Consider the following 12,764-nt stretch of genomic DNA (forward strand, 5'->3'; position numbering starts at 1 on the left):
TATGATGTCGTTCACTACGCCGTCACCCTCCGGACGTAACTCGCTTCAGTGAGTGCCAGGGAGAAGAGGGAAAACAGTCACTCTTCAAGCTTGCGGAGCCTCGATGAGGTCGGTCCCCCTCGCTGTCACGCTGGTCGGTGTGGCTCTATTGGCGGGATGCACCTCTGAGCCTTCTGCGCTCGAAGTCTCCTCAAAAGCTTGTCCGAATGCGGTCTGCATGGTCGGTGTGGATCCACAGATTCTGGTGCACGGCACTCGAGAAGAAGGCGCCGTCCCGATCACTGGACGGGTGAAGTGGATCGGCGGCGAAGCGTGCCTGTACGTGGACACGGAGAGCGGCAGGATGGTGCCGATCTGGCCGCAAGGCGCGACACCGCTGCGGGTGGGGGAGCGGCGCGGGGTGGCGTTGCCTGGGGGCGGGCGGCTGCTTGACGGAGACCGATTCGGCGGTGCCGGGATTCTGCAGCAGGAGGATCCGCTGTTCATGCAAGCGCCTGGACGTTGCCGCCGGCAGAACGGCTTGCTGGTCATCGACCCGGTAGGAATCGAACGGCTGGGTCTTCAGGGGAGTGGGTCCTGGGAGTAGGCGATGCGGCCCGACAGCGTGGCTGCCGGGGCGCGGCACAGGGCCAGGGCGGCGGTGGCCATCACTTCCGGCGGTTCGGCGTTCGGGTCGTTTTCGGTGGTCAGGCCGTGGAAGACGGTGCCGGGGGTGGGGACGACCTGGGTGGGGGAGAGGCAGTTCACGGCGATGTTGTCGGCGTACAGTTCGGCGGCGAGGCCGGTGGTGAGGCGTTCGAGGGCGGCTTTGCACATGCCGTAGACGGTGGCGCCCAGGCCGGCCATCGGGCCCGGAGGCAGGGACGGGTGGCGGGCGGCCACCGAGCTGATGTTGAGTATCCAGCCCTGACCGCGTTCGCGCATGCCGGGGATGACGAGTTGGGCGAGGTGGGTCGGGGCGTTGACCTGGACCTCGAACATCAGCGCCATGCGGCGGGGGGTGAAGTCGGCGACGGGGGTGAAGAACGTGACCGCGGCGTTGTTGACCAGGATGTCGGCCTTGCCGAAGCGGTCGAGGACCTGCTTCACCAGACGAGTTCTGTCGTCGGGGATCGAGAGGTCGGCGGCGAAGGGATCGGCGGTGCCGCCGGCGTCGCGGATGCGGCCGACCGTGTCGCGGAGGGTGCCCGGCAGGCGGCTGGTGCCTTCTTCCAGGGTGCGGGCGGTGACCGCCACCTGTGCGCCTGCCGCGCCGAACGCCTCCGCGATCGCGGCTCCGATGCCCCTGCTGGCTCCGGTGACGATCGCGACTCGCCCGTCAAGGTCGCCCATGGCCACTCCCTATTTTAGAACAATGTTCTGAAATAGAGCTTCTGCCTGGGCGGCGCGGGGTGTCAAGGGGTCAGGAGGGAACGGCCCAGCTCGTACGCCTCCGTCAGGTCGCCGCCCCGGTAGCTGAGCGCGGCCAGGTCGGCGAGGTGGTGGTCGGCGTTCACCGCGACCGTGTTCGTCAGGCGGCGGAACAGCGGCGCGTCCGACATGGAGTCGCCGTACGCGACGCACCGCTCGTACGGCAGACCAAAGCGCACCCGCAACTCCTCGGTGATGCCGACCTTGTCGGCCGGGGTGAGGATGGCGGCGGGGTCGAGCGGTTCGGCGAACGGCGGCGCCGGGAACCGGGACGCCACCACCTCGTCGAAGCCCAGGTCGAGCAGGTGGCGGGCGAAGAAGTCCGGCGACATGGTGATGACGGCGGAACGCTCGCCCCGTTCGCGGATGTCGCGGCAGACCTGCTCGATGCCGTTCAGCCACGGGCTGGCCGCGAACGCCTCGGCCACGGCGGCCTGCGTCAGCTCGCGCCACAGCTCGTGGATGGCGGCGGCGAAGCCCCGCGTGTCGATCTCGCCGGCCGCGAACCTGGCCTCCAATTCGACCAGGTCGTCGTACGTGCCGAGCCGGCGGGCGATCTGCAGGCTGGCCGAAGAGCCGGTGAGCAGCGTGCCGTCCATGTCGAACACGTGCAGGGACGCCGCCCGCGTCCCCCCGTCAGTCTCGTGCCGCACGTTCCCCGTCCCGCCCCGTCCCGCCCCGTCCCGCTCGTCGTGTTCCGGGAGGAAGCGTATCCAAGGCGTCGAAGTCATCGGATCTCGCGCAGGAACCGCTCGATCGCGCGCCGGGTGATCTGCCTGCCGCCCGCCCTGGACGAGCAGGGTAGGCGGGAGCCCGCGGCGCCGTAGCGTCCGGCGTTGCGCGGCGACCCAGCCCAGCGCGCACTTCACACCCCCTGGCGTCGTCCGCCAGTCAGCGGCCGGTTCCAGCCGATATTCGGTTGCTCATGCGGGTATCGGCGGCTACACATCGACAGATGGGCGTCTCATCGCTGTCCGACGGTGTCGTCACCCTTTCCCCGCTGTGCCTGGACGATCTCGATGCGCATCTGGCCGGTGAGGATGATCAGCTCGTACGGTGGCTCAACGGCGGGCCGAGCAACCGGGCCGACACCGAGGAGTACATACGGGGCTGCATGGAGCTGTGGGCCGCCAAGGGCCCGCATCGCGCCTTCGGGATCCACGTCGTCGGCCATCAAGACCTGGTGGGCACCATGGACGTGCGTTTCAGGACGGAGGAGCTGCCCAATGACCAGGTGAACCTCGCCTACGGGCTCTATCCGCGGTGGCGGGGACGCGGCCTGGCCACCCGCGCGGTCCACCTGGCCTGCCGGTTCGCGGCCTCGGAAGGGGCGACACGGGCGTTGATCCGGGCGGAGCCGGAGAACGCCCCGTCCATCGCCGTCGCCCGGCGGTCCGGCTTCCGGTACGTCAGGCGGAGCCAGGACGAGGACGGCACCTGGTACGACCACTACGTCCGTGATCTGTGAGGACACGTCTGGCCCAGGCCAGTTCCAGCTTGCCCGCCGGGGAGCGGGGGAGGGCGGGGCGGAGGAGGATGTGGCGGGGGACCTTGTAGCCGGCCAGGTCTTTTCGGGCCCACGCGCGGAGAACGTCCTCGGTCAGGGTCGGGCTTGTGGTGGCCACGACCGCCGCGACGCGTTCGCCCCACGTCTCGTCCGGCAGCCCCACCACCACGCAGTCGGTCACGTCGGGGTGGGTGAGCAGGGCGGTCTCGACCTCCTGCGGGTAGACCTTCTCGCCGCCGGTGTTGATCACGGAGGAGCCACGGCCGAGGAAGCGGATCGCGCCGTCCGCCTCCAGCCGTGCCAGGTCGCCGGGGATCGCATGGCGGACGCCGTCGATGACGCGGTACGTGGCCGCCGTCCTGGCCGGGTCGCCGTGATAGCCGAGGGGCATCGGGCCCGCGTACGCGAGCACGCCCGTCTCGTCGCTGCCCGGGGTGAGCCGCCGGCCGTCCGGGGTGATGACCTTGGTGCCTGGTACGGGGAAGAAACGGGCGGGCAGGTCGGCGGCCGACGACGTGACCGCGAAGGCGAACGGCCCGCCCTCGCTGGAGGCGATCGCGTCGAAGATCGTGACGTCGGCGCGTTCGTGGAGGACCTGTTTGAGGTCGTCGCTCAGTGCGGTGCCCGAGCTGATCAGGGAGGTGAGCGAGCTCAGGTCGTAGGGCCGTCCTGCCTGGAGTTCGGCCACCAGCGGGGCGCAGACCGCGTTGCCCGCCACGATCACCGTACGCACGCGCCGCTCCGCCACCGTCTCCCAGACGTGCCGCGCGTCGAGCCCGCCCGGCCGCGTGGTCACCACCCGGCCGCCGGTCAGCAGGGCGCCCATCGCGTTGAACAGGCCGGTGGCGTGCATGAGCGGCGCGACCGGGAGCGTCACCGGCGCTCGCCCGTCCTTGCGCGCCGCCACCGCGATCTCCACGGCCTCCTCCAGCGTGGCGGGCAGCCCCTGTACGCCGAGCGGGCCGAAGACCGGGACCGCCAGGGAGTGCAGCAGATCCGCCAGCCGCCACACCACCCCCTTGGGGCGGCCTGTGGTGCCGCCGGTGTAGAGGAACAGCTGGTCGGAGCCAGGGCGCGGCTCCGCCGGTCTTGGTGGCGTGGTCGCGATCAGGTCGTCCAAGCCGGCAGATATCCGGCCGGGAACGTCGAGGAGTATCTGCTCGTGCGCCGCCGCTCGGCCGGGGCGATCAACCCGTACGAGCAGGCGCAGGGTGGGCACGGTCCTGACCGCCTCCTCGACCCCGGTGGCGAGCGACCCGCTGAACACGATCGCCTCCGCGTCGGCATCCGTCAGCAGCCCCGACAGCTCCTTACCGGTGTAGCGGTAGTTGGCGTTGACCGGCACCGCGCCGATCTTCAGCGCGGCGAACACGGTCACCAGGTAAGCGGCCCCGTTGTGCAAATAGCAGGCCACCCGGCCGCCAGGTCCCACCCCCGCCCTCACCAGCGCCTCCGCCAGCCGCGCCGCCCGGTCGTCGAACTCGGCGTACGTCACCTCCCGGCCCGGCTCCTGGACCGCCACCGCGCCGGGCAACCTGCGGGCGACGGCTTCCCAGATCGTGGCGAAGGAGACGTCCATCAGCATCGTCCTCGACTCGGACCGGGGCGGGACCGCGCCTGCCGTAGGCGCGACGGACCCACGGTAGGCGCGGCGCCGCGTCCAGGGACACAGGCGGATGCCCGGTGCGGGACGCGACAAATGACGTACCCGGCGTTCAGGTGAGGCGTACCTCGTCGGTCTCGCCGTCCGACAGGAACGACGCCAGCGCCTGCCCCTCCTCGACCAGCTCGGCCCGCTCGGCCGCCGTGAGATCGCGCAGAGGGGTGACGACCACCGCGCCCGCATCGCGGGCGGTGATCCAGGTGGCGGACACCCGGCCGTCCACGAGGACCACGCGGGCTCCGCTGACCGACAGGTTCCGGTGGGCGTCGTCGATGATCCGCGTACGGTCGTCGTAGCCGAGGATCGCGTTGTCGAAGGCGGGCAGGAAGCGTACGGGGGCGGGCGTGTCCGGGTCGGGGAGCGGCGCGTCCGGCAGGTCGAGCAGCAATCGCCCGCGCTCGTCCTTGAACGTGACCAGCTCGTCCCGCACCGCGGCGACCGCGGCAGGCAGCCCGGTCAGGCCGCACCAGGCGCGCAGATCAGCTGAGGCGGCGGGGCCGTAGGCGGCGAGGTAGCGACGGACGAGCTGCCGGCCCGCGAGGTCGGAGCCGTCGGCGGGCAGCGGCTCGATCTCCTTGCCCAGCCACGACTCCAGCAGCGCGTTCCGCACCCCCGCCGTGGTCCGCCACAGCCCGCGCGGCGGCAGCTGCACCACCGGGACCAGCGCGGCCATCGCCAGCTCGCCCAGCGGCCGCGGGCCGGGGTCGGGCCAGCGCTCGGCGAGCGCGCGTCCCATCTCGCCCATCGAGCGCGGCTCGCCGTCCGCCATGATCTCGATGGCCGCTTCGCGCAGCTTCTCCACGTCGACGCCGGCCAGCTCCCGCCGGTACGTGGTCAGCACCTTCTGCCGCAGCATCGCGTCATGGCGGGCCCGCCAGGCCAGGGCGTCCTCGGCGGTGACGAGGTGCACGGTCCTGCGCATGAGGTGGACGCGGACGACCTGCCGTCCCGTCAGCAGGTCCGACAGCGCCTCAGGGCGGAACGGGGACAACCGCGACCAGAGGCCCACGAACGGCTCCTGCGGCTCCTGCGCCTGCAGCCCGCACAGGTGCGCGACCGCGTCGAGGGCCGGTACGGCGGCCCGTTCGAGCAGGGACTGCCGGGCCAGCGTGGCGCGGTTGAGCGCCCGCGTGCTGAGAACGACCATGAGCATCCTTCTGGGGGTACGAGATCGGCGCTGCACCGGCAACACTCGCAGGGATTGCGGCCAGTTCGTGGCCGCTTCTGGAGCGCCGCTGATCCTGGCAGGAGAAGGGGACAGGGTGTGGCCGCTACTGCGGGCATCATGGCAGGCATGCAGAAGACCTCCGCCCGCCTGCTGGCCCTGCTCTCCCTGCTGCAGTCCCGCCGCGACTGGCCGGGGGCGCTGCTGGCCGAGCGGCTGGACGTCAGCCCGCGTACCGTCCGGCGCGACGTCGACCGGCTGCGCGAGCTGGGCTATCCCATCGTGACCTTCAAGGGGCCCGACGGCGGCTATCGGCTGGGGGCGGGTGCGCAGTTGCCGCCGTTGTTGTTCGACGACGAGCAGGCGGTGGCGGTGGCCGTCGCGCTCCAGCTCGCCACCGCCGCCGGCGCGGGCATCGAGGAGGCCGCGGCGCGGGCGCTCACCACCGTGCGGCAGGTCATGCCGTCCCGGCTGCGCCGCCGCATCGACACCGTACGCGTCACCGCCGTCGGACGCCCCGCCGACCGGCCCGCCCCGACTGTGGACACCGGCGTGCTCATGGCCGTCAGCGCCGCCGTCCACGACCACGAGGTCCTCCGCTTCGGCTACCGCTCCGCCGAAGAGGAGGTGCTGCGGCGGGTGGAGCCGCATCATCTCGTCGCCTGGGGCGGGCGCTGGTATCTCGTCGCCTGGGACCTCGACCGCGACGACTGGCGGACGTTCCGCGCCGACCGCATCACCCCGCGCACCCCGAACGGCCCCCGCTTCACCCCGCGCGAGCTGCCCGGCGGTGACGTGGCCGCCTTCGTGGCCGCCCGCTTCCGCGGCGCCCCCGACCCGGGTCCCACATCGGGGGCGGACTGGCCGTGCCGGGGTGAGGTGATTCTCGATCTGCCCGCCGACGTCGTGTCCCAGTACACCCGCGAAGGTCTGGTCGAGGCGCTCGGGCCGGATCGGTGCCGGCTCGTCCTGGGTTCGTGGTCGTGGCCGGGGCTGGCGGCGGCGCTCGGCAGGTTCGACGCCGACATCGAGGTCGTCGGGCCGCCCGAGCTGAAGGCCGCCTTCGCCCACCTCGCCGAACGCTTCTCCCGCGCGGCGGCATCATAGATACAAGCTTGCATCCAAGCCTGCTAATTTGGACATATGCCCGAAACCGCCAAGCGGCCGTCCGCTGCTCACACCGCGTACACCGTCACGAAGGAGCTGATCCTCTCCGGCGAGCTGCCCGGTGGCAGCCTCATCAGTGAGGGGGAGATCGCCGAGCGCGTACGCGTGAGCAGAACGCCCGTGCGTGAAGCGTTCCTGCGGCTGGAGTCGGAGGAGCTGCTGGCGTTGCATCCCAAGCGCGGCGCGGTGGTCGTGCCGGTGCCGCCGGGGGAGGCGGCCGATGTGCTGGAGTTGCGCCTCGCCCTGGAACGTTCCGCCGCCGAGCGCATCGCCAGGAACGGTCTGCCCGGCGAGTACGACCAGCGGATGCGCGACCTGCTGACCCGGCAGCGCGACCTCGCGGCGGCGGCCGACGTCGGCGGGTTCGCCGAGGCGGACGAGGCGTTCCACCGGTGCATCGTCGAGGCGTCGGGCAACCGGCTGGCCGGCCGCTTCTACGCCACCCTCGGCGACCGTCAGCGCCGCATGAGCATCTCGGCCCTGCGGCTGCGTCCCGAGCGGCTGCCGCTGCTGGCGGGCGAGCACGAGACCCTCCGTGAGCATCTGCGTGCCGGCGACACCGCCGCCTTCGCCGCCGCCCTCGAGGCCCACCTGACAGCCACCCACGGCACCCCGCACTGACCCTTCACCCCTGCTCGTCACGACCTCGAAAGTTCCTCCTTCATGCTCGAAACCCAGCCGGCTGCCCGCCGCACGTTCTCCTGGCGGGTCGTGGCGGCGGCGATGCTCCTGTGCGGGTGGGGCGGTAACCAGTTCACGCCGCTGCTGCTCATGTACCGCCGCCTCGGTGGCTACTCCACGCTCGACGTGGACGCCTTCCTCGGCGCGTACGTCGTCGGCCTCGTCCCCGGCCTCCTCCTGGCCGGCCCGGTGTCGGACCGGCGCGGCCGGCGTCCCGTGCTCGTGGCGGGCACGGCGGCGTCGGCGCTGGCGAGCCTCGTGCTGTGCTTCGGCGCCCAGAGCGCGTGGGCGATCTACGCGGGCCGGCTGATCGCCGGGGTGGCGGTGGGCATCGCGATGGCGGTGGGCAGCAGCTGGGTGAAGGAGCTGTCAGCGGGCGAGGACGGCGCACTGCCCGCCAGGCGCGCCTCGCTGTGCCAGACGGCCGGGTTCGGGCTGGGCGCGGGGGTGGCGGGCGCGCTGGCCCAGTGGGGTCCGTGGCCGATGGTCAGCCCGTACGTCGTGCACGTGCTCCTCACCGCGGCCGTCCCCGTGCTGCTGCTGCGCGTGCCCGAGACGCGCGCCCCCAGCCCGGACCCGGCGGGGCTGCCGGCGAAGCTGGTGGACGACCTGCGCGTGCCGGCCCCGGCGCGGCGGCGGTTCTGGCTGGTGGTGCTGCCGATGGCGCCGTGGGTGTTCGGGGCGGCCGGGCTGGCGTACGCGGTGATGCCGCAGCTCGTGGAGACCCGCGTGGGGGAGTGGGGCCTGGCGTACGCGACGGGCCTGACCGTGCTGATGCTCGGCATGGGCGTGGCCGTCCAGCCGGTGGCCAAGAGACTGCGCGGGCGCGCGCCGGTCGCGGCCATGAGCGTGATGCTGGCCGGTGCCGCGTTGTGCGCCGCGGACGCGGTGCTGCTGTCGCCGTGGCTGGCCGCCGCCGCGGCGGCCGTGCTCGGCATGGGGTACGGGATCGCGGTCGTGTCGGGGCTGCTGGAGATTCAGCGCATGGCCGGCGCGGACGACCTGGCCGGCCTGACGGGGGTCTACTACATGCTGGCGTACACGGGATTCCTGCTTCCTGCCCTGCTGGCCGGATTGTCGGCGTGGCTGTCGTACCCGATCATGCTGGCGGCAGTGGCCGGCGTGGCGCTGATCTGCCTCGCGGTGGTCGCGACCGGCGTGAGAGTGACCGCGCGGGCCTAGCCGGAGCGATAGAAGCAGGCCGAGCCCGCGACAGCGCAACGTCACCGACGGTTACGGTGAGTAATGTTGCGGAGGGTAATCACAGCAGGTGCGCGGCGTCACGCCGTGCTTCTGTTCCCTGATCCATGGAGGTATCCATGCGCCCATCCCCTCGTAGCATCGCCGTGGTCGCCGCTCTGTCGGGCGGCTTCCTGATGGCGGCGCCGGCCGCGCACGCCATAGTCGACCCGGCCAAGATCAACGTGCTCGAGTCGCTCCAGAAGACCGACCCGGTCGTGATGGCCAACTGCGCCACCGGCACCGTCGCCGACCCCGTCGGGGCCGTAGTCATCCCGCCCGAAGTCCCCCTCGCCGGCTGCCTGACCCTCTGAACGCGCCGGAACGGGACCCCCGCCGCGGGGTCCCGTTCCGCGTCCGGACCCCGAAGACGGAGTGACCAGATCCCGGCTTGTACACTCTTGGCGTTTCTTGGGGGAATCGGGGGGAATCGCGCGTGCCGCTGGAGCAGGTCCTTCTGTTGCTGACCGCGGCGGCCGGAGCCGGGTGGATCGACGCCGTCGTGGGCGGCGGCGGGCTGCTGCAACTCCCCGCCATCCTGGTCACCGGAATGCCGCCGGTCGAGGCGATGGCCACCAACAAGCTGTCGTCGGTGTTCGGCACCACCTCCGCCGCCGTCGCCTACGCGCGCTCCACCAAGGTCGACCGCCAGGTCGCGATCCCCGGGGCGGCCATGGCCATGGTGAGCGCCGGGCTCGGAGCGTGGGCGGCGGCGTCCATCTCGGCCGAGGTGCTGCGGCCCGCCGTCATGGTGGTGCTGGTCGCGGTCGCGGTGTTCGTGACGTTGCGGCCCGGCATGGGCGCGGTGCCGGTGCCGCACCTGCGCACCCCGTCCCGCGTGGTGGCGGCGGTGGCCGCGGCCGGGGTCGGCATCGCCTTCTACGACGGGATCATGGGGCCGGGGACGGGAACGTTCCTCATCATCGCCTTCACCACCATCCTCGGGCTGGACTTCGTCTCCGCGTCCGCCTCCGCGAAGATCATCAACATCGGCACGAACGTCGGCGCGCTGGCCGTGTTCGCGGTGCAGGGGCACGTGCAGTGGGCGCTCGGCCTCGGCATGGCGGTGTGCAACGTGGCGGGGGCGCAGTTCGGGGCGCGGACGGCACTCAAGCGGGGCACGGCGTTCGTCCGGATCGTGCTGCTGGTCGTGGTCGTGGCCATGGTGATCAGGCTCGGCTGGCAGCAGTTCGCCTGACCCGCGCTCGGGGGCCGGTGGCGCGTACCCGCCGCAAATAGAATGGCCGGCATGCGCGCCAGCCGCCTGCTCTCGCTGCTTCTGCTCCTGCAGACGCGCGGCCGCATGACGGCCTCCGAGATCGCGGACGAGCTCGAGGTGTCCGTACGCACGGTCTACCGCGACGTCGAGGCCCTGTCGGCGGCCGGCGTCCCGGTCTACTCCGACCGCGGCCCCGCGGGCGGCTATCAGCTGCTCGACGGCTACCGCACCCGGCTCAACGGCCTGACCGCCGAGGAGGCGTCCGCGCTCTTCCTGGCCGGCCTGCCGGGGCCGGCCGCCGAGCTGGGCCTGGGCGAGTTCGCGGCCAACGCCGAGCTGAAGCTGCTGGCCGCGCTGCCGCCGGAGCCACGCTCGCAGGCCGCGAGCATGCGCGAGCGGTTCCTACTCGACGTGCCCGGCTGGTACCGCTCCGCCGACGACGTGCCGCACCTGAGCGAGGTGGCCGAGGCCGTGTGGGACCAGCGGCCGCTGCACATGACCTACCGGCGGTGGGGCAAGCGGGAGGTCGACCGCGTCATCCATCCGTACGGGCTGGTGCTCAAGGGCGGCTCCTGGTACCTCGTGGCCGCCCCGCCCGGGGGCTCGCCGCGCACGTACCGGGTGGCGCGCATCCTGACCCTGGAGACGATGCCGGGACGTTTCGCCAGGCCGGAGGGGTTCGAGCTGGCCACGTTCTGGCGGGAGTACGCCCGGGAGTTCCGCGAGCGGATGTACACCGCCGAGGCCGTCATCAAGCTCGCACCCGGGCGGGGCGACCTGCTGGCGTACACGATGGGCGCGGACGTCGTCGGCGCCGCGCTCGCCGCGGCCGAGGAGCCCGACCCCGAGGGCTGGCTGACGCTCACCGTCCCGGTCGAGTCGCTGACGCACGCCCGATGGCTGCTGCTGCGCATGGGCGCCGACGTCGAGGTGCTCGGCCCGCCCGAGCTGCGCACGCTGATGAGCGAAGCCGTCACGGACCTGGCCAAACTGTACGGCTGACGCCCGCGGCGAAAATGAGGCGACACCCCGCCGCGGGTTCTGTCAGCATCCCCGCATGTACCTTCTCGCTTTCATCGGCGCGTGCGTCCTGGTGGCCATGGCGCCCGGGGTCAGCACGGCCGTCATCCTGCGGCAGACCCTGCGCTCGGGCCGCGGCTCCGGCGTGGCGGCCACGCTGGGCAACGAGACCGGCATCCTGCTGTGGGGCCTGGCCGCCGCGTTCGGCCTGTCCGCGCTGGTCGTGGCCTCGCAACTGGCCTACGACGTCATGCGCGTCACCGGCGCGGTCGTGCTCGTCGTGATGGGCGCGCAGGCGCTGTGGCAGGCGAGGAAGCCGTTGCCGGTCACCGCCGTCGAGGGGGATGCGGTGGCGGGCCGGCGCGGCGCGTACCTGGCGGGGCTCGGCACCTGCCTGGCCAACCCGAAGGCGGCGGTGTTCGCGATGTCGTTCCTGCCGCAGTTCGTCCCGGCGGGCCAGGACGTGCCGATCACCCTCGTCACGCTCGCCGTCGTTTGGGTGGCGGTGGACGTGCTGTGGTACCTGGTGCTCATCTGGGCCGTCGCCCAGGCCAAGGCGTGGCTGGGCCGCCCGTCGGTCAAGCGGCGCCTCGAGCAGATCTCCGGCGTGGTGCTGATCGGCCTCGGCGTGCGGATGGCGGTGGAGTCCCGATGACGATCTGGTACGACGAGCGCGGCGCCGGCGAGCCGGTGGTGCTGCTGCACTCGACGGCGGCCGACTCCGGCATGTGGGACGCCCAGGAAGAGGCGCTGGCCGACCGCTTCCGCGTGATCAAGGTGGACTTCCGCGGCTACGGCCGCAGCCCCTACCGCTCCGACGGCCCCTACAGCGACGCCGGCGACGTCGCCAAGGTGCTGGCCGCGATCGGCGTCAGCAGAGCGGCGCTGGTCGGGTCGTCAGGCGGCGGCCGGGTGGCGCTGGAGCTGGCGGCGGCCGGGCTCGCCGGGCGGCTGGTGCTGCTCAACCCGCTCTCGACGCTGGAGCCGACGCCCGACCTGCGGGCCTACTGGCAGGAGGAGAACCGCCTGCTGGAGGAGGGCGACGTGCGGGGCGCGGCCGAGCTCAACGCCCGCACCCTGCTCGGCCCCGACGCGGGCCAGGAGGCGTGGGACAAGGTGGTGGCGATGCAGCGGCACGCGTTCGAGGTGCAGCTCGCCGCCGACCCCGAGCCCGAGCAGGTCGAAGGCGAGTTCTCCCCGGCCGGCATCGAGGTGCCCGCGCTGGTGGTGGCCGGCGGGCACGACCTGCCGTACTTCCGCGACAGCGCCCGCCACCTGGCCGCCGAGCTGCCCCAGGCGCGGCTGCTGGAGCTGGAGTGGGCCGGGCATCTGCCGGCGCTCGAACGTCCTGAGGAGATCAACGCGCTGCTGCTGGATTACCTTTAGTGCATGACGAACGACCTGGCGACCCTCATGAGGCAGGCACAGGACGACGATCCGCTGCTGGCCCTGCACGCCACGACCGCGTTGCGGCGCGAGATCGAGCGCCTGGAGGCGGTCCAGGTGCGGCGGGCCCGGGTCGCCGGGCTCGCCTGGTCGCAGATCGCCGACGCGATCGGGGTGAGCAAGCAGGCGGTCCACAAGAAGTACGGCCGCCGCTAGGGCGCGTTTCGGAAGTGATCTGAGTGACGGTCGCGTTGAGGTGTCGTAGATCGACAAAAGAAGAGGTCTCCGGTAGATGAGTCAACGACCA

At 72.1% G+C, this 12,764-nt stretch carries 15 protein-coding genes; 11 read left to right on the forward strand and 4 right to left on the reverse strand.

From position 1 onward, the window contains the following. Nucleotides 1-217: 217 nt before the first annotated feature. Nucleotides 218-586 carry a hypothetical protein gene (locus AB0K28_RS37655; RefSeq protein WP_364379495.1) on the forward strand — a complete coding sequence of 123 codons (369 nt, stop codon included), beginning with the start codon at nt 218-220 and terminating at the stop codon, nt 584-586. Here AB0K28_RS37655 and AB0K28_RS37660 read toward each other — a convergent pair. Next, entirely contained in the window at nt 562-1,332 is a 771-nt protein-coding gene (locus AB0K28_RS37660) for an SDR family NAD(P)-dependent oxidoreductase (protein WP_364379498.1), read from the reverse strand. The genes AB0K28_RS37655 and AB0K28_RS37660 overlap by 25 nt on opposite strands. Nucleotides 1,333-1,394: 62 nt before the next feature. Beyond that, complete coding sequence (locus AB0K28_RS37665; protein ID WP_364379501.1) at nt 1,395-2,063, reverse strand: HAD-IB family phosphatase; 669 nt, start codon at nt 2,061-2,063, stop codon at nt 1,395-1,397. A 302-nt stretch (nt 2,064-2,365) separates the two neighbouring features. On the opposite strand from AB0K28_RS37665, the gene AB0K28_RS37670 reads away from it, so the two are divergent. Then, complete coding sequence (locus AB0K28_RS37670; protein WP_364379504.1) at nt 2,366-2,878, forward strand: GNAT family N-acetyltransferase; 513 nt, start codon at nt 2,366-2,368, stop codon at nt 2,876-2,878. On the opposite strand, the gene AB0K28_RS37675 is transcribed toward AB0K28_RS37670, so the two are convergent. Both AB0K28_RS37675 and AB0K28_RS37680 read right to left on the reverse strand, forming a co-directional pair. Continuing rightward, nucleotides 2,820-4,496, reverse strand: coding sequence for an AMP-binding protein (locus AB0K28_RS37675; protein WP_364379507.1), 1,677 nt, complete (start codon nt 4,494-4,496; stop codon nt 2,820-2,822). The genes AB0K28_RS37670 and AB0K28_RS37675 overlap by 59 nt on opposite strands. Before the next feature lie 136 nt (nt 4,497-4,632). Beyond that, nucleotides 4,633-5,727, reverse strand: coding sequence for a winged helix DNA-binding domain-containing protein (locus tag AB0K28_RS37680; protein WP_364379510.1), 1,095 nt, complete (start codon nt 5,725-5,727; stop codon nt 4,633-4,635). Between the two features lie 147 nt (nt 5,728-5,874). On the opposite strand from AB0K28_RS37680, the gene AB0K28_RS37685 reads away from it, so the two are divergent. The 9 genes from AB0K28_RS37685 to AB0K28_RS37725 all read left to right on the forward strand — a co-directional run bounded on the left by AB0K28_RS37685 (nt 5,875) and on the right by AB0K28_RS37725 (nt 12,673). Then, nucleotides 5,875-6,852, forward strand: a complete 978-nt coding sequence (locus AB0K28_RS37685) for a WYL domain-containing protein (RefSeq protein WP_364379513.1) — start codon at nt 5,875-5,877, stop codon at nt 6,850-6,852. A 36-nt stretch (nt 6,853-6,888) separates the two neighbouring features. Beyond that, on the forward strand, nt 6,889-7,533 hold the full coding sequence (locus tag AB0K28_RS37690) for a GntR family transcriptional regulator (protein WP_345407686.1): 645 nt from the start codon (nt 6,889-6,891) through the stop codon (nt 7,531-7,533). A 42-nt stretch (nt 7,534-7,575) separates the two neighbouring features. After that, nucleotides 7,576-8,775, forward strand: coding sequence for an MFS transporter (locus AB0K28_RS37695; protein WP_364379516.1), 1,200 nt, complete (start codon nt 7,576-7,578; stop codon nt 8,773-8,775). Nucleotides 8,776-8,912: 137 nt separating this feature from the next. Further along, entirely contained in the window at nt 8,913-9,146 is a 234-nt protein-coding gene (locus AB0K28_RS37700; RefSeq protein ID WP_364379518.1) for a hypothetical protein, read from the forward strand. Between the two features lie 122 nt (nt 9,147-9,268). Next, nucleotides 9,269-10,030 carry a TSUP family transporter gene (locus AB0K28_RS37705; protein ID WP_364379521.1) on the forward strand — a complete coding sequence of 254 codons (762 nt, stop codon included), beginning with the start codon at nt 9,269-9,271 and terminating at the stop codon, nt 10,028-10,030. A gap of 51 nt (nt 10,031-10,081) precedes the next feature. Further along, nucleotides 10,082-11,053, forward strand: a complete 972-nt coding sequence (locus tag AB0K28_RS37710) for a YafY family protein (protein WP_364379524.1) — start codon at nt 10,082-10,084, stop codon at nt 11,051-11,053. 55 nt (nt 11,054-11,108) lie between these two features. Continuing rightward, the gene (locus tag AB0K28_RS37715; RefSeq protein ID WP_345407678.1) at nt 11,109-11,726 is read left to right on the forward strand and encodes a LysE family translocator; all 618 of its coding nucleotides are present in this window, start codon (nt 11,109-11,111) and stop codon (nt 11,724-11,726) included. Beyond that, entirely contained in the window at nt 11,723-12,457 is a 735-nt protein-coding gene (locus AB0K28_RS37720) for an alpha/beta hydrolase (protein WP_345407676.1), read from the forward strand. Before AB0K28_RS37715 ends, AB0K28_RS37720 begins: the two co-directional genes overlap by 4 nt. Nucleotides 12,458-12,460: 3 nt before the next feature. Beyond that, nucleotides 12,461-12,673, forward strand: a complete 213-nt coding sequence (locus AB0K28_RS37725) for a hypothetical protein (protein ID WP_345407674.1) — start codon at nt 12,461-12,463, stop codon at nt 12,671-12,673. Nucleotides 12,674-12,764: the final 91 nt, after the last annotated feature.

Origin of the sequence: Nonomuraea sp. NPDC049504, from assembly GCF_040676845.1 — a bacterium.
GTDB classification, from domain to species: domain Bacteria; phylum Actinomycetota; class Actinomycetes; order Streptosporangiales; family Streptosporangiaceae; genus Nonomuraea; species Nonomuraea salmonea.